Annotated in this window: 17 protein-coding genes and 1 tRNA gene; 4 read left to right on the top strand and 14 right to left on the bottom strand. The window is 39.6% G+C overall.

The features are described from left to right. Window positions 1-12: 12 nt before the first annotated feature. A tRNA-OTHER gene (locus NYF15_RS15005) sits at window positions 13-97 on the top strand. A gap of 337 nt (window positions 98-434) precedes the next feature. Here NYF15_RS15005 and NYF15_RS15000 read toward each other — a convergent pair. Continuing rightward, window positions 435-749 carry a multidrug efflux SMR transporter gene (locus tag NYF15_RS15000; RefSeq protein ID WP_371353979.1) on the bottom strand — a complete coding sequence of 105 codons (315 nt, stop codon included), beginning with the start codon at window positions 747-749 and terminating at the stop codon, window positions 435-437. 264 nt (window positions 750-1,013) lie between these two features. On the opposite strand from NYF15_RS15000, the gene NYF15_RS14995 reads away from it, so the two are divergent. Then, a complete protein-coding gene (locus NYF15_RS14995; protein ID WP_371353978.1) occupies window positions 1,014-1,922 on the top strand; it encodes a substrate-binding periplasmic protein in 909 nt (302 codons plus the stop codon). A 29-nt stretch (window positions 1,923-1,951) separates the two neighbouring features. Here NYF15_RS14995 and prpF read toward each other — a convergent pair whose 3' ends face one another. The 5 genes from prpF to NYF15_RS14970 form a co-directional block, all read right to left on the bottom strand. Further along, window positions 1,952-3,121 (bottom strand): 2-methylaconitate cis-trans isomerase PrpF, encoded by a 1,170-nt coding sequence (gene prpF, locus NYF15_RS14990; protein WP_371353977.1) that lies wholly within the window; start codon window positions 3,119-3,121, stop codon window positions 1,952-1,954. 3 nt (window positions 3,122-3,124) lie between these two features. After that, complete coding sequence (gene acnD / locus NYF15_RS14985) at window positions 3,125-5,716, bottom strand: Fe/S-dependent 2-methylisocitrate dehydratase AcnD (RefSeq protein ID WP_371353976.1); 2,592 nt, start codon at window positions 5,714-5,716, stop codon at window positions 3,125-3,127. 117 nt (window positions 5,717-5,833) lie between these two features. After that, window positions 5,834-6,958: a 2-methylcitrate synthase gene (prpC, locus tag NYF15_RS14980; RefSeq protein WP_063704938.1), complete on the bottom strand. Its 1,125-nt coding sequence runs from the start codon at window positions 6,956-6,958 to the stop codon at window positions 5,834-5,836. A gap of 24 nt (window positions 6,959-6,982) precedes the next feature. After that, window positions 6,983-7,858, bottom strand: coding sequence for a methylisocitrate lyase (prpB, locus tag NYF15_RS14975; protein ID WP_054554724.1), 876 nt, complete (start codon window positions 7,856-7,858; stop codon window positions 6,983-6,985). Between the two features lie 87 nt (window positions 7,859-7,945). Then, entirely contained in the window at window positions 7,946-8,647 is a 702-nt protein-coding gene (locus tag NYF15_RS14970; RefSeq protein ID WP_371353975.1) for a GntR family transcriptional regulator, read from the bottom strand. A 281-nt stretch (window positions 8,648-8,928) separates the two neighbouring features. On the opposite strand from NYF15_RS14970, the gene rsmF reads away from it, so the two are divergent. Together rsmF and NYF15_RS14960 are read left to right on the top strand one after the other, a co-directional pair. Continuing rightward, window positions 8,929-10,368: a 16S rRNA (cytosine(1407)-C(5))-methyltransferase RsmF gene (gene rsmF, locus NYF15_RS14965; RefSeq protein ID WP_371353974.1), complete on the top strand. Its 1,440-nt coding sequence runs from the start codon at window positions 8,929-8,931 to the stop codon at window positions 10,366-10,368. A gap of 312 nt (window positions 10,369-10,680) precedes the next feature. Then, window positions 10,681-11,496 carry a polysaccharide deacetylase family protein gene (locus NYF15_RS14960; protein ID WP_371353973.1) on the top strand — a complete coding sequence of 272 codons (816 nt, stop codon included), beginning with the start codon at window positions 10,681-10,683 and terminating at the stop codon, window positions 11,494-11,496. Between the two features lie 61 nt (window positions 11,497-11,557). On the opposite strand, the gene NYF15_RS14955 is transcribed toward NYF15_RS14960, so the two are convergent. The 8 genes from NYF15_RS14955 to NYF15_RS14920 form a co-directional block, all read right to left on the bottom strand. Next, on the bottom strand, window positions 11,558-12,283 hold the full coding sequence (locus NYF15_RS14955) for a VpsP family polysaccharide biosynthesis protein (protein ID WP_371353972.1): 726 nt from the start codon (window positions 12,281-12,283) through the stop codon (window positions 11,558-11,560). After that, window positions 12,270-13,004, bottom strand: coding sequence for a CpsB/CapC family capsule biosynthesis tyrosine phosphatase (locus NYF15_RS14950; protein ID WP_237118470.1), 735 nt, complete (start codon window positions 13,002-13,004; stop codon window positions 12,270-12,272). The genes NYF15_RS14955 and NYF15_RS14950 overlap by 14 nt, the downstream gene beginning before the upstream one ends. Window positions 13,005-13,016: 12 nt before the next feature. Next, the gene (locus tag NYF15_RS14945) at window positions 13,017-15,224 is read right to left on the bottom strand and encodes a GumC family protein (RefSeq protein ID WP_371353971.1); all 2,208 of its coding nucleotides are present in this window, start codon (window positions 15,222-15,224) and stop codon (window positions 13,017-13,019) included. A gap of 23 nt (window positions 15,225-15,247) precedes the next feature. Next, complete coding sequence (locus NYF15_RS14940) at window positions 15,248-15,769, bottom strand: polysaccharide biosynthesis/export family protein (RefSeq protein WP_130149995.1); 522 nt, start codon at window positions 15,767-15,769, stop codon at window positions 15,248-15,250. Then, the gene (locus NYF15_RS14935; protein WP_371353970.1) at window positions 15,766-16,980 is read right to left on the bottom strand and encodes an outer membrane beta-barrel protein; all 1,215 of its coding nucleotides are present in this window, start codon (window positions 16,978-16,980) and stop codon (window positions 15,766-15,768) included. The genes NYF15_RS14940 and NYF15_RS14935 overlap by 4 nt, the downstream gene beginning before the upstream one ends. Further along, complete coding sequence (locus NYF15_RS14930; RefSeq protein ID WP_130149997.1) at window positions 16,964-18,367, bottom strand: undecaprenyl-phosphate glucose phosphotransferase; 1,404 nt, start codon at window positions 18,365-18,367, stop codon at window positions 16,964-16,966. The genes NYF15_RS14935 and NYF15_RS14930 overlap by 17 nt, the downstream gene beginning before the upstream one ends. 522 nt (window positions 18,368-18,889) lie before the next feature. After that, window positions 18,890-19,288: a 3-phosphoshikimate 1-carboxyvinyltransferase gene (locus tag NYF15_RS14925; RefSeq protein ID WP_130149998.1), complete on the bottom strand. Its 399-nt coding sequence runs from the start codon at window positions 19,286-19,288 to the stop codon at window positions 18,890-18,892. 90 nt (window positions 19,289-19,378) lie between these two features. Continuing rightward, complete coding sequence (locus tag NYF15_RS14920) at window positions 19,379-21,607, bottom strand: choice-of-anchor A family protein (protein WP_371353969.1); 2,229 nt, start codon at window positions 21,605-21,607, stop codon at window positions 19,379-19,381. Window positions 21,608-21,814 lie beyond the last annotated feature (207 nt).

Genomic DNA, 21,814 nt, shown 5'->3' with positions numbered 1-21,814 from the left:
AATCAACATTATACAGTTGTAGCTCAGTTGGTTAGAGCACTACCACTCTCTATGACCCACGCCAAATTCGGTGGTTCGAATCCACTCGGTTGTACCAATACACTATTTTAGAGTCTTCATCTAAAAAATAATTAGCTCAGTTGGTTAGAGCGCTACCACTCTCTATGACCCACGCCAAATTCGGTAGTTCGAATCCACTCGGTCGTACCAATTTATTCAAATTCTCATAATTTTATCGAGCTAAAATCAACATTATACAGTTGTAGCTCAGTTGGTTAGAGCACTACCACTCTCTATGAGCCACGCCAAATTCGGTGGTTCGAATCCACTCGATCGTACCAATTCTCTATTTCAGAGTCTTCATCTAAGAATAAATAATTAAGAGCACTGAATTTACAGTACTCTTTGATACTTAAAACCGAATTGAGCTTATACTAGCTGGCAACTTTAAGCCCGATGATACCCATTGCAATGAATAAGAGGCTAAGCACTTTTAGTAAGCTTATCCCCTCACCTAGCAATGTCATTCCTATGAGGGCTGAACCAATTACGCCAATACCCACCCAAACAGCATAGGCTAAACTTAAGGGCAAAGATTTAAGAGCCAAACTCAAGCAATAAAAGCTTGCAGACATAGTGAGGAGTGTTAAAAAAGAAACAAGTGGTTTGCTAAAGCCATTTGATTGCTTTAAGCCGTATGCCCAAGCAACTTCCAATAAGCCTGCAATAATAAGTAAGAACCAATTCATGGTCGACCTCTTTAGCATAGGGTCGTCCCCGAAATAAAATTAACATCATAAGGTCGTCCTCATGACGCGCCATCACAAAAAACGCGACGACCATTGCAAATTATCACATGGAAATATCTAAGGCAAATAATTCGAAAGTAATGCCTCCAGCCATGACTTGTGATCTAACGGAGTCAGAACTTCGTTATATTTTATTACAAATACAGTGTTGAAGACTAATCAAAAAAGGCTAAGCTTAACTTAAAAAAAGAAGCTTAATAAACTATGAAAGTACTTGCTGTAATTATATTTATCTTTTCGTATCAAGCATTCGCTGGACTTACTCCTATTACTTACCAACTCGATGGCAAAGAAGTTACTGAAAATGCTGTACGCTATAAAGATGGTTATGGTTACAACTTAGGTGCTAAAAAAACGCTTCGATTAGTAACCTTGGATTGGCCACCTTATATTGATGAAAACCTATGTAACAAAGGCTGGCTCTACCAATTTACGGTTCAATCTTTACTTAAAAAAGGTTATGGCGTCTATATTGGCTTTTACCCATGGGCTCGCGCTGTTAGAGAAGCGGAATTAGGAAAAGCCGATATCTTATTCCCTGAATATCTCATTGAGGAGGATGTAATATCTGACAACTTTCTCAACCAAACTCGCAATAGTCTGTTAGCTTTAAGTCAACCAATGCCCGGTGGGGACTTATCTTTTGTAACTTTAAAAGGTAACTCGATTACATTCAATGGTGACCTTAAATCAATCAAGGAGCATGTTATAGGTGTAGTCCGTGCTTATAAAAACACCAAAAAACTTGATACGATGATCGACAACAAAGAGCTTGATACCATCGTCGCTAATAATGAATACCAACTTATTCATTTATTACTCAGCAATCGTGTCAGCCTTATTGTTGCAGACCTAGAAGTATTAAAAGCAAGCGTATTTAAATCAGAGCTATCTAACAGTGATAAGCAAAGAATTATAGAATCTCTAGTTGCTATAGAGCCAAGCCTAGAATACAAACCACTTTATTATTCTGTTAGCAAAGCAAGCCCAAATTGGAAAAGTACCTTAAAAGATCTCAATGATGAAATAAACACCATGCATAAAAGCGGTAAGTTTGATGAGTTTATTGAAGGTATGAAAAAACAATGCTACAAATTCGATAAAGCGGCGTAACCGCCGCTTTATTTAGATTACACAGGGTGTTACTGAGGTACTCTAACCCAGCCTTCCATTAACACGCGCGCACTTCGGCTCATACTTGCTTTTGTGACTTGCCATTTTCCATCAACACGTGTTGCAGCAGCACCCACTTTTAAAGTGCCAGAAGGATGACCAAAGTTTACTTCCTGTCGTTCACCACCACCTGCAGCAAGGTTTACCAAAGTACCAGGAATAGCAGCTGCAGTACCTATTGCAACCGCAGCCGTGCCCATCATGGCATGGTGCAATTTACCCATCGACATAGCACGTACCACTAAATCAATATCTGTATCACTGACGACTTTACCGCTTGATGCATGATAAGTTTTAGCTGGTGCTACCCAAGCTACTTTTGGCGTATGTTGACGTGCTTTTGCTTCATCAATATGAGAAATCAGCCCCATTTTCAACGCTCCGTAGGCGCGAATTATTTCTAATTTTTCTAGTGCCGATTCATCACCGTTAATAGCTTCTTGCAGCTCTGTACCATCATAGCCAACTTCACTGGCGTTGATAAAAACCGTCGGAATACCCGCATTGATCATCGTTGCAGACAGCATACCAATACCCGGAACTTCAAGCTCATCGACTAAGTTACCTGTTGGGAATAAGGCCCCTTCGCCATCAGCAGGGTCCATAAATTCAAGTTTTACTTCAGCGGCTGGAAAGGTCACGCCATCAAGCTCAAAATCACCAGTTTCTTGCACTTCACCGTTAGTAATTGGCACGTGCACTATGATGGTTTTACTAATATTGACTTGCCATACTTTAACTTCAACAATGCCGTTCTCTGGAATTTTGCTGGCATCAACAAGACCGTTTGACACAGCAAAGGCCCCGACTGCTGAAGTTAAATTACCGCAGTTACCACTCCAATCAACAAACGCCTTATCGATAGCAACTTGACCAAATAAATAATCAACATCGTGATCAGCTTTAGCGCTTTTCGATAAAATTACCGTTTTACTAGTGCTTGAGGTTGCACCACCCATACCGTCAGTTTGTTTTTGGTAAGGATCGGGACTGCCAATCACACGTAATAACAGGTTATCGCGCGCCTCACCTGCCACTTGAGCAGGCTTAGGTAAATCAGTTAAGTTAAAGAACACCCCTTTACTGGTGCCGCCACGCATATAGGTCGCTGGCACCTTAATTTGTGGTTTAAATGCCATTGCTTAATGCTCCTCAGATTCTAAGAAATCTTGCGCGAAACGTTGCAGCACACCACCCGCTGAATAAATTGACACTTCTTCAGCGGTATCTAAACGACACGTCATTGGTACTTCAATGGTTTCACCATTGGCACGGGTAATCACTAGTGTCAGTGTTGCGCCAGGTGTTGGCTCACCTTTGACACTAAAACTCTCACTACCATCAATACCTAATGTAGTTCGCGTGGTGCCTGCTTTAAACTCAAGCGGTAATACGCCCATACCAATTAAGTTAGTGCGGTGAATACGCTCAAAACCTTCAGCTGCAATCACTTCAACACCAGCAAGGCGTACCCCCTTAGCTGCCCAGTCACGTGATGAGCCTTGGCCATAATCTGCACCTGCCACAATGATAAGCGGTTGTTTGCGCTCCATGTAGGTTTCGATAGCTTCCCACATACGCGTCACTTTGCCTTCTGGTTCAATGCGAGCATATGAACCTTGCTTCACTTCACCATTTTCTTTAACCATTTCATTCAGTAACTTAGGGTTAGCGAATGTTGCACGCTGTGCTGTTAAATGGTCGCCTCGGTGAGTAGCATACGAGTTAAAATCCTCTTCTGGGAGACCCATTTTAGCTAGGTACTCACCAGCTGCACTTGACGCTAAAATCGCATTCGAAGGTGATAAGTGGTCAGTAGTGATGTTGTCGCCCAACACAGCTAATGCACGCATATCACTCAGAGAGCGCTCACCCGCTAACGCGCCTTCCCAATATGGTGGACGGCGAATATAAGTACTTTGTGGACGCCATTGGTAAAGCGGATCGTTGTCTTCACCGTAATCTACACTTAAATCAAACATTGGCTCGTAAACCTTTTTAAATTGCTCAGGTTTAACACTTTGTTTGATCACTGCATCAATTTCTTCATCTGTTGGCCATAAATCCATAAGGCGAATTTCGTTGCCTTGTTGATCATGCCCTAATACATCTTTTTCGATATCAAAGCGAATAGTACCAGCGATAGCATAAGCAACAACCAGTGGCGGTGAAGCTAAGAATGCTTGTTTTGCATAAGGATGAATACGACCATCGAAGTTACGGTTACCCGAAAGTACAGCGGTTGCGTATAGGTCGCGGTCAATCACTTCTTGCTGAATTTTAGGATCAAGCGCACCACTCATGCCGTTACAAGTTGTACACGCAAAGGCAACAATACCAAAGCCTAGTTGTTCAAGTTCAGGTAGTAAATTGGCTTCTTCTAAGTAAGACTTAACCGCTTTAGAACCCGGTGCCAGTGATGTTTTAACCCATGGCTTTCGAGTTAACCCTTTAGCATTGGCATTACGCGCAAGTAAGCCTGCAGCAATAACATTGCGTGGATTACTAGTATTAGTACAACTTGTGATTGCAGCAATGATACACGCGCCATCGGGCATTAAGCCTTCTTCATTTTCTAAGGCGCCAGTGATACCCGCTTTATCAAGTTCGCTTGTTGCAACACGGCGATGTGGATTTGATGGGCCCGCAATATTGCGACCAACTGAAGACAGATCAAAGGTTAACACACGCTCATACTCGGCCGTTTTAAGGCTATCACTCCAAAGGCCCGTTTCTTTTGCGTAAGTTTCAACTAGTTTAACTTGCTCTTCTTCGCGTCCAGTTAAACGTAGGTAATCAAGTGTGTTGTCATCGATGTAGAACATCGCTGCTGTTGCGCCAAACTCTGGCGTCATATTAGAAATAGTTGCTCTATCGCCTAATGTAAGTGCATCGGCACCTTCACCATAAAATTCAAGATAGGTCGACACAACTCTTTCATTACGTAAAAATTCGGTGATCGCTAATACAATGTCGGTTGCAGTAATACCCGGTTGTGGCTTGCCTTTGAGCTCAACGCCGACAATATCAGGCAAACGCATGTAAGATGCACGCCCAAGCATCACGCTTTCAGCTTCAAGACCACCTACACCGACGGCAATAACGCCTAATGCATCAACCATAGGTGTGTGGCTATCTGTACCAACTAATGTATCTGGGAAGGCTACGCCATCACGCTTTTGGATCACAGGTGACATTTTCTCTAAATTGATTTGATGCATAATGCCGTTACCCGGCGGGATCACATCAATATTTTTAAATGCTGTTTTCGTCCAATTGATAAAGTGGAATCTGTCATCATTACGACGGTCTTCAATAGCACGGTTTTTTTCAAATGCATCAGGTTCAAAACCTGCGTGTTCAACCGCTAATGAATGGTCAACAATTAACTGTGTTGGTACCACAGGGTTTACTTTTGCAGGATCGCCGCCTTTTGCAGCAATGGCATCCCGCAGGCCTGCTAAATCAACTAACGCTGTTTGACCTAAGATATCGTGGCACACAACGCGCGCAGGAAACCATGGAAAATCTAAATCACGCTTGCGGTCAATCAATTGCGACAGTGCATCATTTAGCATTTCAGGTTCACAGCGACGAACTAAGTTTTCGGCAAGTACTCGCGATGTGTAAGGAAGTGTGGCATAGCTGCCTGGTTTAATTGCATCAACAGCAGCGCGAGTATCAAAGTAATCTACTCCTGTGCCTGCTAATGGTTTTCTAAAATTTGTATTCATGATGATTCTACTTGTACTTGGTGACGGTGAACAAAGGTGGGCTGATTGTTTTTGTATTTATTTCGCCCCTTCATAAAGGGGCAGCTAAGCTACCCCTATCACTGATTTAATTAACGATTAACGCTCAGAAATTGGCGTATAGCTACGTGCTTCTGGGCCCGTATAATCTGCACTTGGGCGAATAATACGGTTATTAGCACGTTGCTCTTTCACGTGTGCTGTCCAACCTGTTACACGGCTCATCACGAAAATTGGCGTGAATAACTTAGTTGGAATACCCATGAAGTGATACGCAGATGCATGGAAGAAATCAGCATTACAGAATAATTTCTTTTCACGCCACATCACTTCTTCACAGCGAACAGACACTGGATAAAGCACATCATCACCCACTTCTGCTGCCAGTTTTTCTGACCACTTTTTGATGATCACGTTACGTGGATCTGATTCACGGTAAATGGCATGACCAAAGCCCATGATCTTGTCTTTACGCTCAAGCATGCCCATCAGCGCATCTTCAGCTTGGTCTGCACTTGTGAAGCCTTCAATCATATCCATAGCCGCTTCGTTCGCACCACCATGTAATGGACCACGTAAACTACCAATCGCACCCGTTACACAAGAGTGAATATCAGACAATGTTGATGCACACACACGCGCAGTGAATGTTGATGCATTAAACTCATGCTCTGCATAAAGAATTAAAGACACATTCATTACTTGCTCAAACAGTGCTGATGGTGCTTCGTCATGTAATAAACGTAAGAAGTGTGCACCTACCGAATCATCATCAGTTTCAGTGTCGATGCGAACGCCGTCATGGCTAAAGCGATACCAATAACAAATAATGCTTGGGAATACAGCAACCATGCGGTCAATCGCATCATTCGCTTCTGAGAAGTCTTGCTCCATTTCTAGGTTTCCTAGCATAGAACAACCCGTACGCATTACATCCATTGGATGCGCGTCTTTAGGAATGTTTTCAAGCACTGTTTTAAGTGCATCTGGTAAACCACGTAGTGATTTTAGCTTCGCTTTATATTCAGTCAGCTCAGACTCAGTTGGTAATTCACCGCGCGACAGTAAAAAAGACACTTCTTCAAACTGCGCTTTATCTGCTAATTCACTAATATCATAACCACAATAAGTTAAACCTGAACCTGACTTACCTACTGTACACAGTGCTGTTTCACCTGCTACTTGACCACGTAAACCTGCGCCGCCTAATGCTTTATCTACCATGAGTGTTCTCCTTATATGTTGTCGTTATGATTTTTTAGCTGAGAAAAGGTTATCGAGTGTGTTTTCATATGAGTGATAATCTAAAAACTCATATAATTCAGCACGTGTCTGCATATTGTCTACTTGGCTTTGTTGCGAGCCTTCGCTAAGGATAGACGAATACACATTAAGTGCAGCTTTGTTCATCGCTCTAAATGCACTGAGTGGATAAAGTACAATTTCAACACCTACTTCGCTTAATTGCTCAGTTGTATAAAGCGGTGTTTGGCCAAATTCGGTGATGTTCGCAAGGATCGGCACATTTAACGCTTTAGCAAACGCTTGGTAATCTGCTAAATCATGTACCGCTTCTGCAAAGATGGCGTCTGCACCAGCTTCAACACACGCTGCGGCGCGATCAATCGCAGCATTTAAGCCTTCTTTTTGGAATGCATCAGTACGCGCCATAATGTAAAAATCACTGTCTGTTTTAGCATCAACCGCTGCTTTAATACGGTCAACCATTTCATCTTTAGACACGATTTCTTTATTCGGACGGTGACCACAACGTTTTTGTGCTACTTGGTCTTCAATATGGAAGCCCGCAGCACCTGCTTTGGTCATTTCTTTAACCGTACGAGCAATATTAAATGCACCGCCCCACCCTGTGTCAGCATCAACAAGAAGCGGTAAGTCGGTAGCGCTGGTGATTCGACGAATATCTTCAAGTACGTTATCTAGGCTAGTCATACCTAAATCTGGCATGCCGTATGATGCGTTAGCAACACCCGCACCTGAGAGGTAAAGTGCTTGGTGACCGGTTTTCTCTGCCATCATTGCGCAGTACGCGTTGACGGTGCCAACCACTTGTAATGGCTTGTTGTTGGCAATTGCCTGTTTGAACTTTAATCCTGCTGACATTGGATAACTCCTATCTTTGAACGGTTTCAGCTCTTTGGCTGACTCTATTTTTTAAATCTAAATTGTGACTGTTTAACTAAAGCGCTACTAATTTTTTGCTGCGAGTAAGTCAAACTTAGTCTGAATATTTGCCTGAGACGCACTGATATGGCGCTTCATAAGCATTTCGGCTAATTCACCGTCATGGTTTTCAATGGCATTAATAATAGCCAAGTGTTCATCAAACGCTTTTGATACACGTGGCCCAACCATACCCATTTGTACACGATACATACGAATTAACTGGTACAACTCATTACATAAAAGATGAATTAGGTGTGCGTTTTTCGACCCTTTAATAATGCGATAATGAAAATCAAGGTCGCCCGCTTCTTGGTAGTATGATTCACCTTCTTTTACAGGCTGTGTTTGTAAGTGCTGGTTCAATAACTGTTTTAAACCCTGTACTTCTTCAGGTTCCATGTTGTCGGCAGCTAACCGACAAGCGAGCCCTTCTAGGGCACTACGAACCTGATAGACTTCGATTAAACGCTCAGCTGTTAGTGCAACAACACGGCAACCGACATTCGCTTTACGCTCTACCAAATAACAGCTCTCTAAACGATTCAACGCCTCACGTAAGGTGGCACGGCTTACACCATAGCGTTTAGCAAGTTCTGGCTCAGAAATTTTGCTACCCTGTTCAATAGTGCCCTGTACAATTTCACGGCGCATGTCGACAAACACTTGGTCTGATGCTGTTGTTATCGTGATATCGTTATAGTTATCGTTGGCTTTTTGCTCTGTCATAAATAGGTCTATCAAAGTACTAAATTAAGATTGTCGACAATTTGTGAGTTCACTATGCGCCCTATCATTGCATGTGTCAACCTTGAGATCGGAAAAACAGACTAAAAAACCAGCAAAATGTCGACATAAAATGATATTTATCAAAAATAATGGCTATAAAGAACATTTATACTGGCAATGTGTCGACACTTCAATCTCGCTCTTAAAAAGCTAAAAATATCCCCCGATAGCGCTATAAATGGTATGATCCAGCTATTATTACGTGATGTGAGAGCCATTTAGTGGACGCTAATACATATATTCCTGACTCATTTATTGATGATGTAAAAAGCTACCTTCCTGAACATTTATCATTAGACGACTTTATTGCAGCCTGTCGTCGCCCACTGAGACGATCTGTTCGCGTAAATACTTTAAAAATGTCAGTCGCTGAATTTGAGCGTCAATGCGCCAAAAAAGGATGGGAATTAATAGCAATTCCATGGTGTGAAGAAGGATTCTGGCTAACACGTCCTAGCGACGAAGAAGCGGCCCTTGCCATCGGAAATACCGATTTACACTTAAGTGGTGCTATGTATGTACAAGAAGCCAGCTCAATGTTACCGCCGGTAGCACTTAGAGCCGAAGTTCAGCAAAGCGATGCGGTACTTGATATGGCATCGGCACCGGGGTCAAAAACATCACAAATCGCTGCCATGATGGATAATAGTGGCGTGTTAGTGGCCAATGAATTGTCATCGTCACGCTTAAAAGTATTAGCAGCAACCCTCAAACGTATGGGCGTAGGTAATTGTGCATTATCACATTTTGACGGTGTGATCTTTGGGGATTACATGTATGAGTGCTTCGACAGTATTTTGCTAGATGCCCCGTGTTCAGGTGAAGGCACGGTTCGTAAAGATGCAGACGCCTTAAAAAATTGGTCAATTGAATCTAATATTGATATTGCTGCTGTGCAAAAAGCCCTTATAAAAAGTGCCTTTTATGCCCTAAAGCCTAGCGGCACATTAGTTTATTCGACCTGTACTTTAACACCGCTTGAGAACCAACAAGTGTGTGAGTATCTATTAGCAGAGTTTCCTGATTGCATCGAAGTACAATCGCTCGATAGCCTGTTTGATGGCGCAGAAAAAGCGACAACCAGCGAAGGTTATTTGCATGTTTGGCCGCAAACTTACGACAGTGAAGGTTTCTTCATCGCTAAATTTAAGAAAATAGCGTCAAGCGATAACCCCAATCAAAAAGTTAAAAAAGGCGCATTTCCGTTTGCTGAGTTTGATAAAAAGCAAAGCCAAGCATTTATGCAAACAATTAAAAAACAGTTCGGTCTAAAATCACTCAAAGGCACGTTAATGCAGCGTGATAAAGAGCTTTGGTTGTTTCCTGATGGCTTTGATGAACTGCAAGATAAAATTAAATACTCACGTTTAGGTATTCAACTTGGTGTGATCCACAAAGGCGGAGTTCGCTTAACTCACGAGTTTGCCACTGTCTTTGGGCAAGATTGCGATAAAAATACCTTTGAGATGTCTGCTTGCCAAGCAAACGATTACTTTAACGGCAAAGATATTCGACTCGAAAAACCCACCCAAGATAATGGTGAAGTGGTGTTAATGTTATGTGGGTGCCCAGTAGGCCTTGGTAAGTGGCAAAAGAATAAAATTAAGAACTCATTACCTCGTGATTTAGTCCAAAATGCCCAGTTAATAACTTGGGTATAAGTTGCGTATAAACCTTGAATAAACACATACCTGTTATAGGTAAAACGTTGTAACAACTTGATTTAAAACCAATATAAAAATTGTATATTTATCGTGCAATTTTCCACTGGTTAACTACACTTAAAAGTACTTTCTACTTCTCCCTACTGAATTTAGAAGGTGTTTTTTTATAGTTAGCGCAGGCTCGCAAGAGCCACCCCCTAAGCCCAGAACAATGCGGATTCGTTCTGGGCATTTTTTATGCAAAAGTCGCATTGCACTATTCATTGCTTTTTGATTCTATTAAAGAAAATAGATGAAAAAGGATTGAACATGTTAAAATCATCACGCTTTTTAATTACTGCATTTATCAGTTTAAATGTAAGCGCTCAGAATACTTCATACCAAGGCTTTTCCTACCCAGATAATGCCAGCAACGCAATTAGTATTACTTTTGATGATGCAAGACACAGCCAGGTCGATAATGGTCTATCGTTATTAAATAAATACAAAGTTAAAGCCACTTTTTATGTCTCACCCTTTAATGTTGAGGAACGAGTAAATAAATGGCAAAAAGCTGTAAAAGATGGTCACGAAATAGCTAACCACACTAATAAGCATTTATGTACTGGTAATTTTGAATGGTTACGTCAACAAGGTTTGTCCTTAGAACAAGCTTCACTTGAGGATATAGAAAAAGATATCATAGACAGCCAACAGTATATTAAGCAAACGTTAGGTGTTGATGCAAAGGCATTCGCATACCCGTGTGGCAACACTTTTGTAGGCCGAGGAGCTAACACTAAAAGCTATGTTCCATTAATAACCAAACATTTTGACACAGGCCGAACTTGGTTAGACGAAACAGCAAACAACCCCAACTTTACTGACTTTTCACAGTTAACAAGTCTACGGATCGATGGACTAACATTTGCAGAGATTAAGACAATGATAGAACAACATCGAACCAACAATAGCTGGATCATTCTGGCTGGGCATGAAATAGGCAAACGTGGTCAATACACTACCGATATAAACGCGCTGGAAGAATTAATTAACTACTTACAAAAGCCAGACACTGGTTACTGGTTAGAAACTGTTAGTGAAGTGTCTAGCTACATTAAGGAACATAGAAAAGACATACACTGATTTTAATCTGTTAAATAATGAAGTGAGTAGCTTACTTACTTCTTTTGCTTCAGATTGAATACTAAGTATTGAAATTATTACAGCTATATTTATAAGCTGGTGTTTGTCTAACTTGCTGAAATTCATTTCCAAATTGAAGCGACAAACATACTATAGCTAAGCGATCCATTCGCTCTGCAATACTAAAAATATTTTTAAATTTATAACCATGTTTGGAAGCTAGCTTAAGCTCATTTACGTAAAGCAATTTATACTCAGGAGTTAAATTACTCCAATGCATTAAAGTAACTTGAATAATGCCGAGGTGAGTATTAAATTCATATGGCCCCATTTTTTTCGCTTGTTTGAGATAACCATATACTCGCTCGGAAGGCCCTTCCCGAAAACTTACAACCTGAGCTAAGGCAACCCATGTTTGCGCCCAAGTGTCCCTAAGCTCAATCGATTTTAATAATGCACGTTCAGTTTGCTGATATGTATCGTCAACCTGATTAATTTGCTTAGCGGATAATAAATCAATTTTTGATAAACCTAACATTTTTATATGAGCCAAGAAATGCCAGTAATGAGGATGCTCAGGGTCCAAATCGGTTGCCAACACCATCGCGTTCTCTGCCTCTACAAGTGATGTGCTAGAAAAAGTACGTTCTGACTCTTGTGCGATGTTTAGTGCATTAAAATACCATGCATTAGCACGCATACTTTGCAAACTCGTATAAGCAATAAAAAGTACTAAGATAGCTAAAATAAAGCTAGGCACTGTTTTAGACATGTTAAACTGAATCATTAAACAAGCATTCTGTTAATCGTCGAGGGTTAGTAATGAAAAGTGAATTTGCCTGTTCTGCACCTATTAATTGCGACACTGTTTCTTTTGCTTGGCTAAGAACTGGGGGGCGGCGTTTAACTGAGTGAGTATCCGAAGCAATATAACTAACAAGACCATCTTTGAGCATTTGCAATGATATCGCTTTTGCATTTTCTCCCCACTCACCTTGAATACTTGATGCTGTTAGCTGGAACTCGCAGCCTAATTGCTTTAAGTGTTCGATATAATACAAATTAGATTGAATATCGCGGTTACGCTCTGGGTGAGGAATAATCACTCGAATATTATGTTTATCAAGCCATTGAATAAATTTGTCATAACCTTGCGGCATATGCGAATGAGGCAACTCTAATAACAATACATTTTTATTAGCTATTCGGCCAATAAAAGGTAACTGATTTGTCATTATCAATGTCATAAGTTCTATATCGAGGCGAACTTCTGCTGCAGCAGCTAACTTTACTCTAATACCTTCATTTTTCGCATGTAGGCGTAAATTAGCCAAGCTCTCATAAATATGAGAACTTGAATTATTGAACCTACCTATATGTATATGTGGTGTGGCAACCATATGGGTTATACCATCATCTTCGGCCAGCTTTAATAGCGCTAAAGATTCCTCTAAATCTCTAGCGCCATCATCAATACTCGGCAAAATATGACTATGAATATCAAACATAAACTTACTTAGTTACGCTTGAGGCTTTTCAGGTTGCTGTGAGTAATCGTAATAATCATAGTAACCTTGGCTATGCTCATCTTTAGACTTGCTCATATCTACTTGATTAAGTAGTACACCTGCAACGTGAGCTTTAACTTCAAACAAGCGTTCTAGTCCAGCCGTGATAGGTTTAATACGCGTTATATCTGATTTAACAACATATACAACCGAGTCAACACTTTGTGCTATTACTAAAGCGTCACTGACCGCTTGAGTAGGTGGAGTATCAACAATAATATGGTCGTACTTGGCTTTTAATTCATTTAACAATTCAGAAAAACGACTATTTGATAGAAGCTCAAGTGGGTTAGATGGGATTTGACCACTGGGCATGATTGTCACGCCAGATTGAGAATCTTCATGTACACAATCGGCCAATTGATCTGTGCCAATAATTAAGTTACTCAGACCAGGGTGGAACACGGGTATATCAAACCGCTTTGCTAATGTTGGCTTACGTAAGTCAGCATCAATAAGTAATACCCTTCCCATTTGTGCTAGCGACATTGCTAAATTGGCTGAAGTTGTCGTTTTACCTTCACCTGGGGAAGTAGAAGTAACTGCAATAACCTGATGTGCACGATCAAGATGAGTCAAAAGTAAACTAGTACGGAAAGTACGCACTGATTCTGCAAAGCGACGATAGCTCTCATCTAAATATGCATGGATCGGAAAGAAGCTTTTCTTAGGAATCGCTACATGAGGTAACAAACCTAACATTCGCTGAGCTAGTTTATTTTCAACATCGTTTTTGTTCTTTACAGTGTCATTTAGAGCATCAAAAACAAATGTCATAACCATCGCGAAACCAAAGCTGGCTACAAACGCTAAAATAATAATTAGCTTTTTATTTGGTTTACTTGGGTTTCTCGGTGCATATGCACGGTCTGTAAAGCGAGCAGCTGCTGAACTAAAATCACTCGTTACTTCAGTTTCTTTAGAACGAGATAAAAAGGTATTAAAAATATTACGGTTTGTTTCTACTTCACGCTTTAGCTGGTTATATTGCGTTTCTTTACGCGTAACATCTTGGTACTCTGCACGGATCTTTGCTAAATCACGTTCAAGAGCTGTTACGGTCCGCGAAGTCCTATTCAACTCTTTTTCGATACCTGTAATTAAGCCTTTGATTTGCTTATTAAGGTTCGTTTTTACTGTTGCAAGCTCAGCTTTAGCTGAAATCATTTTAGGGTGTTTTGGACCATAAACCTCAGCCAATTCACTCACCTTTCGCTCAGCTAGCACAACTTCACGTTTCACATCCTGTACCACACGATGAGAAGTAATTTCCGGCATACTACCAAGTAACTCAATGTTATTATTGCCATACTCGTTAATAACTCGGTTAATACTTTCCAAATTGTTTTTTGTAGCACGAGCGTCTACGAGTTGCTTAGAGGTTTGCTCTAGCTCTTGAGTTACAAGCCCTGCTATACCCTCAATGTCTACCAGCTTTTGCTCTTCTCGATAGTTTTGTAAACGAACTTCAGAGCTATCTAGTTGAACTCGTAATTCGGATAAGCGGGTATTCAACCAGCTTGAAGCCTGCTGAGTAATTCCCATTTTAGCGCGCATTTGGCTTTCAATGTAAACCTCACCAACAGTATTAGCAACCAACGCAGCAAGCTTAGGATCGCTTGACTCAAAGCTAACTTTCACAAGTTGAGTCTTGCGAATAGGTGAAACGGTCAGATTAGTTCTGAACGTAGCAAGCAAGTCTAGCATTTTAAGCTCAGCGACCTCTCTCTCTGAAAGCTCTGAACGCTCCGCCTTATTCAAAAAAGGCAAGATTTGCTGCGCCATCCCCTTTAACTCATCAGTGAATGAAGGCTTATTCACAAAGTCAGGATGCTCTGCCAAATTTAGCTTGGTAATTACCTCGCGGGCAATACTATCCGACTTGATAACTTCAAACTGGGTTTGATAATATTCTTTTTTTGTTGAATCTAAACCATAAACTTCATCAAAGCTTACAGCTTTAGTTTGTTCTGACTCAATCAGTAAGGTCGCAGAAGCTACATATTTGGGTACCAATGTAAGGGTAACCATCATAGTAAATAGAGTTATAACAATTGCAAAACCTAAAATTTTCCATTTGTTTTGCTTAATAACATTGAGATAAGCGCCTAAATCAATAAGTTCTTCGTTGCTATTAGGCTTTTCTGATAATGAATTCATTTTTAATTACTGCCTTTAACTGCCTAAAACAAACGCTGTTCTATTTTTATAGTGTCACCCGCAGCAATTTGGCTATTTAAATTACCCTTTTGTTGCTGCTCTTTAGTTTTCTCTTTAAAAATAAATATTTTATCGATTGAGGCTCGCTCAGTTAATCCGCCAGCTAATGCAATTGCTTGGTTTACAGTCATTGCAGGTTGATATGCATACGCACCAGGCTCTTTAACCTCACCGTGAATATAAAACGGACGATATTCGACAACTTGAGCATATACATTCGGGTTGACTAAGTAGTCAGGTTGTAAGCCTTCGCTAATAGTTTGCTCGACTTGGGCAATATTTAAACCCACTAGCTTAACCTTTCCTAAGAAGGGGTAATTAATCTCACCGCTATTACCTAGCAGTGAGGTTACATCTAGATCGGGCTGGCCAAATACTTTAATTTCTATTTTGTCACCCGCCCCTAAGATGTAGTTTTTTGAATCATCTGCAAAACTACACACACTTAGGAACAAGGCTAAGGCTATTAAAATTTTGACCTTCATTCATTACCCTTTAATGCAAAAGTAAAATTAAGCCCCACAATTACACGATCAAACTCAATATTAGCTTGGTTTGAATTACGATCAATAAAGTCAACGTAACCCGATACCATACCAAAGTTGTTTGCTAGGTAGTTCAAGCCAAGACGTGCATTTTTAACTTTATCTTTACGATTAAAGTTACCCACGTACTCCTGGTCAACATAATTTGCACTTACTACTGAGCTTAAAGATTCGCTCCAATCATGTTGCCATGTAGCTCCATAGACGCTTTCACGAATGTAATCGCCTTGAACGAGGGGATCTTTTGCTGCACGGCTAGTAACTAGTTGTAATGATGTATAAGAAAGCGGTTTCCATACAACCGCAGCTTCCCAGCTTAAACCGCTGAAATTATCGCGAAGGTTTGACTCGAAATCTTTGTTTTGATAACCAATTTTGAACGAACCGGTTGTAATGGCCGTTGCTTCCCACTCCATACCTAATAATACTTTTACGTCATCTGAATCACGTGAAATACCATTAGAATCAATTACATCGTAGCGGTAGTTTTCTTGCTTTACCTCTACAAAAGCACGGCTACCTGCATGAGTATTGTAGTACCCAGTAATACCAAGCATAGGTTTGTCGTAATCACGAAAACGAGATATCTCAGAAAAGTTTTCATAATTCTTATTATAATAACCAGCAGTTAAAGCTACTTGTGCTTTAGAGCTGAGAGCACCGTACTCATACCTAGCAGAAAAACTCTGCTGCTTATAAGTAATCAAGTCATCGATAGTATTACCTTGACCCTCTGTCAAACCAGCACCACGTGCTTCAGACAACCAGTCGGCATCACCTTTTACATCTAAACGGTGCTTACTAGTAAACTCTTTGTGCATACCTGCACCTAGGTTTATTTGCGTAAAGTTATCAGTTGTATCTTTATTATGCAGAGATGAGCGTGTTGCAACATCAAACTCATAATTATCTGGGCCATCTTCAAAAAGCGTATTTAAGCTAGGCGCTATTTCCCATATCAAGCGAGATCGGGTGTCTGATGGCGTCATAAAAAAGTTGTCGTTGCTACTAACACCTAATTGGAGCGTAGGAGTAAGCTCTGCGCCATCTTCAGTCATGAAACTGCCCGGTTTTAATTCAACTGCAACCGCAGGTGCAGATAAACCCAGTGCAATAGGTAAAAATAAAATTGTATTAGTACGCATTTTCACTTTTAAATCCCTTAAAAATTGTCATAAAAATTATTTTTACATCAAGCCATAAAGACCAGTGCTTGATGTAATGTAAATCGTATTCAACTCGCTTAGTCATCTTATCAAGCGTATCTGTTTCACCACGCCAACCGTTAATTTGAGCCCAACCAGTAATACCTGGTTTTGCTTTGTGTCTAATCATATAAAAATCGACTTTGGCTCTGTATTCTTCATTATGCGCTACAGCATGTGGTCTTGGACCAACTATCGACATTTCACCTCTTAAAACATTGATGAATTGCGGTAACTCATCAAGACTTGTTCTTCTTAAGAAGCCACCAAGCTTAGTAATACGTGCATCATTTTTTGTCGCCTGTGTAACTACATCACTATTTTCAGTGACAGTCATAGATCTAAACTTCCACACTTTGATTTTTCGCCCATCTAAGCCATATCGGTCTTGTTTGAAAATTATGTTTCCCGGAGACGTCAGCTTAACTGCAGCAGCGATCACCAACAGTAATGGTGAAATTAATAGAAGAATTAATGAAGAAACAATAATATCTTCAGTGCGCTTAATAAACTCTTGTGCACCAATTAAAGGTGATTCAAAGACACTCAATGTATCTACATTACCGACATGTTCAATTCTTGCGTGAATCAAATTAGAAAGTAAGAAGTCAGGTATTACATGAACATCAACTGTCGTATTACCAAGCTGCAATAAAATATCAGCAATACGCTTTTCAGCTTTTAATGGTAATGCAATATAAAGTATATCGATCTGTCCATCTCGTGCCCTGTCAATAGCATTTTGAATGGTCCCTTCTACGTCATAATTTGCAGCTTTTTCAAACAAACGTTCTGGCTTACGGTCATCAAAGAAGCCCATAAACTTAAAACCTAACTCGCTATTTTTTTCAATTTCTTTATGTAAATACGCTGCCCCTTCGGTTGCACCAACAATTGCAACATTACGAAGATTTAAACCTAAGCGACGTTTATTACGTTTATATAGATGAACTGCCAAACGCCAGCTGAATAAAAGTAGCAAGCTAACAAAAAACCAAATTGTTAACCCTAAGCGTGACAGTACCTCTGTAAACTTAAAAACAAATGAAATACAGAACATCGTAGAAAATGCAACGACTAAAGAAACCCAAGAGCATAAGACCATGCTTCTGAATTTGCCCGCACGCCATGAACGGTAAGTAGATAATATTTCCGCACAATACATATAAGTAATTGTGATAGATAATGCAGCTGCCAGATAAGCTGAAGTAAAATGGATAGTATAAATACTATTTGCTATTTGAAATGCAACAAAAAGAGATAACAAGTCAAATAAGCGATAAAAATTTGCATCTGAAGAACTAGATGGTTTAAATGTTCTGCTTCTGTTCACTATATCTTCCTTGAACGGCAAATAACTAAAAAAAATCAGCTGCAATAATATAGTGGCAAGAGCAACAGATCAACTAGAAATAAGTATAAAGTGCCAAGAAAATAATTGCATTAAACAGAAGTATAAAACAGAAACATTCATGAAAATGAACACAACATAAACAAAAATAAACTCAACATTATTAAATTAAACAATTCAGGGAAGGTTCACCTCCATTTATTATTCAAACAAACAAAGGGATAGAAGCAGTTTCTTTACAAGTATTTTTTCAAAAAAGACAAAATCGAACAAATTACATTCAAAATAAAATTGAAAGATTGGGTTTTATTTATAAAAAACGAATTGCAGCAAGCTAAATTATTCACAATAAATAAACATATTTAAGCAATAAACATGAATATTATTCATATTAATTTAATGTGACAGTAGTGACATTATATTACTTAATATGGGCGAAATCACTTCAAGTTACCAATAAAAAAAGGTGAGTAAAACCTAATTCCTTCATCCACTTTAGCTATTCTAATTTAACAGGGAGTTAAACCAGTCCCACAGGCCAAAAGAAAAGCCAGAAAATATATCAATTCCCAATGCGGATTTTGCTAGATATAAGGTTACTAATATAATTAAGATGACGAACGAAACTGCCACACTTAAAATTACTGCTTGCCCAAACTTAGCTACTTTCTGCTCTTGAGAAGTTAACTTACGCCTATTTCGGCCTGCCAAAAATACATAGTAGTACCGGTATTTAAATAATTTAATGACACCTCGCAGGTCAACAGCATGATTCCCCCATTGCCTTGCGCCAATTGCAATTTTCAAATGCATTAACTGCTCATCAGTAAATGTATCTTGAATATCCTCAGGCATTCTTTCCATCAAGCTTCTAATTGCAGGGTCATCGCGTAAATCAGCCAAAGTAAACCTTTTAAATCCATTTTAAAATGAGCGCTATTCTAACAAAATGAGCCAATTAAAAAAGTTAATTGGCTCGTTAAGATGAATGATTTAATTTAGATTACCAGAACGGAAAGTATTTGATTGTTCCCAACTGTTCTCTTGCTGTAAAGGCAACGAGCCATCTTGATTTATATTCGAATCAGAGAAAGAATGTTGATTCCAAATACGTGTAGCAGGTGACCACTTACAGCTTGCTGAGGTTTTAACAGAAATACCATTAGTTCCCGTTTTACCACTTGGCAAAAGTAATGTATTGGAAACAGAAATAATTTCTCCAGAACCATCACCGTCTAAATCGACTACTATTGGGTATTCCCAAATTGTACCTGAAGACTGCGCCGACGTATAAATTAATCTATTTTCCAATCCACTAAATATATTCAAACCAGTTTCATCAATGTTAACAATCTCATCTTTACCATCACCATTGAAGTCATACGTTATAACACCGGCTCGTTTACTTGAAGGATCATTAACTGCAAAGGAATTAATTAAAACACCGTCTTTATTCAAAACCTTAATCAATTCACCGCCTGCAACAACAATATCAGGTTCGCCATTGCCATCAACATCACCAATAGACGGAACACCGCCACCTGAGTCATCTGCTTGATACTCCCAGATAACTGAGCCATCATGTTCTAGAAGCTTAACAGTGCCATCCAGATCAGTCAGCACGACTTCTGGGTATGCATCATTGTCAAAGTTACCAATTGCCGAGAAGCCTTGTTGTGTATTTTGGTTCCATAGAATATGTCCATCTTTAGTGTATAAAACACCATTTACTAAGACTTCTTGTTGGCCATCTAGATCTGCATCAAAAGCGATAGAATCAATCATAGCAAAATTGCCTTTATTATAATCCACTGGCTTTTTAAGTTTAATGATTGAATTATCATCAAGATTTACAATACTATTACCAATAATAAATTCAGCAGAACCATCTCCATCAAGATCAGATATGGTCGAATTCCCATATGCAAAGCCTTTTGGAATAGCCTTAATCAATTCACCAGCATTACTATAAATCTTATAGCTGTGATCAGAGGAATCCCTTACTATAACCTCAACTAATCCATCATTATTAATATCTGCAGCAGAGATAGAATAAGTTGAACTCGCTTTAACTGTTTTGTAGTCAAAAGATCCGTCAAGGTTTTCAGTTTTCCATAATTCTTCACCATCGATACCGCTAAACGCTCGAACAATGCCCTGTGCACGATAATTAGCAATATTAAAAGTTACAGCTAAAATATCCGTCACATCTTTTTCATCAATTACGCCATCGCCATTATCATCATTTAGATTTACAGCTATCGGCGTTGAAATAACTTGGTCAAACTCGGGCATAAACTCACTGCCAGTCCAACTCCATTTATCAGTAACATCAATATCATTACAAACTGGCTCAGTGATTTCAGGTAAGTTACCGCTGAATTCACCGCCTAACAGAGTCATTGAACCATAAAAGCTTTGACCAATAATTGGCATCTTAGCGACACCATGAACACCTCTAATATCAGCAAACGGAGCTAAAACAACGCCTTGCCAACGATTCCCTTTGATATCAAGTTTTTTGGCATTCGCAAAGTTGAATACAGTTTTAGTTGCATGATCATGTAAACTCGCAAAGCTTTTACCTTTTACAACAACATTATCATCGCCGCTTATATTAAAAACGACTGTTGCACCATGGGGGATCCCTGACACAGCGAAGGTATGTGCCTTAGCAAAATCCCGTGCGTCTAAGTTGAATACTTGTCTAGCAGAATTACCATCACCTTCTAAGTAAAGGCCGCCCCACATACTCTTTACAGTACCCGTCGTTGAAAGAGCACTTAATTCAGTACTTAAATCTTTATAGTATTGTTCTTGCTCATCAAAGTTGAATGGCATTGCAGATTCACTTTGATTCGATAGGATTTTAGAGCCCCACTCCATGCCCCACCGAACACTCCAATTAATATCCGCAGCACCGCTGGCGATTATACTGCCCACATATTGACGACCTGATTTGAAAGCGATAGTAGATTCACTAATTAAATAATATTCGCCAGCATTGTAGGGTCTTGTATAACCAACACTGTATCCTTTCAGACTTATCTCACCTGCTGCTATTGCGCCCTCAGCACGGCCTGAATTAGATTTAAAATCCTCAAAAACAAACGCAGAAAAATTATTGGCAACACCTAAGTCTGCAGCCAAAGTTGTTGAGCTTGCTAAACTAATAGCAATCACTGTGCTTAGCTTTTTTAATTTTAGTAAAGAGTTAGTCATTATTTCCCTCGTAATGAAAGTGCGTCAATAACACCAAAAACTGTGTGTTCAGCTTATAGTCATGTCCATGATTTAATTGCAGCGCATTATATATACAAATTAAATGCAAATAAACAAAAGACACTACAAAAGTACCACTTTAATGTTCCACAAAAAAGTACAAAAAACAAAAATCAGTAAGTTAGGTAATAAAGAAGGATAAAACAA

This window comes from Pseudoalteromonas sp. 68 DY56-GL68, from assembly GCF_041414825.1.
Taxonomy (GTDB): domain Bacteria; phylum Pseudomonadota; class Gammaproteobacteria; order Enterobacterales; family Alteromonadaceae; genus Pseudoalteromonas.
The sequence above is the reverse complement of the archived record's forward strand: the minus strand, read 5'-3'. Positions and strand labels throughout refer to the sequence as shown.

Excerpts from the sequence above, each read along its gene's own strand:
- NYF15_RS14955 (WP_371353972.1), bottom strand. The coding sequence starts at position 12,283 with ATGATTCAGTTTAACATGTCTAAAACAGTGCCTAGCTTTATTTTAGCT.
- prpC (WP_063704938.1), bottom strand. The coding sequence starts at position 6,958 with ATGGTAGATAAAGCATTAGGCGGCGCAGGTTTACGTGGTCAAGTAGCA.
- prpB (WP_054554724.1), bottom strand. The coding sequence starts at position 7,858 with ATGTCAGCAGGATTAAAGTTCAAACAGGCAATTGCCAACAACAAGCCA.
- NYF15_RS14970 (WP_371353975.1), bottom strand. The coding sequence starts at position 8,647 with ATGACAGAGCAAAAAGCCAACGATAACTATAACGATATCACGATAACA.
- NYF15_RS14950 (WP_237118470.1), bottom strand. The coding sequence starts at position 13,004 with ATGTTTGATATTCATAGTCATATTTTGCCGAGTATTGATGATGGCGCT.
- prpF (WP_371353977.1), bottom strand. The coding sequence starts at position 3,121 with ATGGCATTTAAACCACAAATTAAGGTGCCAGCGACCTATATGCGTGGC.
- NYF15_RS15000 (WP_371353979.1), bottom strand. The coding sequence starts at position 749 with ATGAATTGGTTCTTACTTATTATTGCAGGCTTATTGGAAGTTGCTTGG.
- NYF15_RS14995 (WP_371353978.1), top strand. The coding sequence starts at position 1,014 with ATGAAAGTACTTGCTGTAATTATATTTATCTTTTCGTATCAAGCATTC.
- NYF15_RS14960 (WP_371353973.1), top strand. The coding sequence starts at position 10,681 with ATGTTAAAATCATCACGCTTTTTAATTACTGCATTTATCAGTTTAAAT.
- NYF15_RS14940 (WP_130149995.1), bottom strand. The coding sequence starts at position 15,769 with ATGAAGGTCAAAATTTTAATAGCCTTAGCCTTGTTCCTAAGTGTGTGT.
- acnD (WP_371353976.1), bottom strand. The coding sequence starts at position 5,716 with ATGAATACAAATTTTAGAAAACCATTAGCAGGCACAGGAGTAGATTAC.
- NYF15_RS14945 (WP_371353971.1), bottom strand. The coding sequence starts at position 15,224 with ATGAATTCATTATCAGAAAAGCCTAATAGCAACGAAGAACTTATTGAT.
- NYF15_RS14920 (WP_371353969.1), bottom strand. The coding sequence starts at position 21,607 with ATGACTAACTCTTTACTAAAATTAAAAAAGCTAAGCACAGTGATTGCT.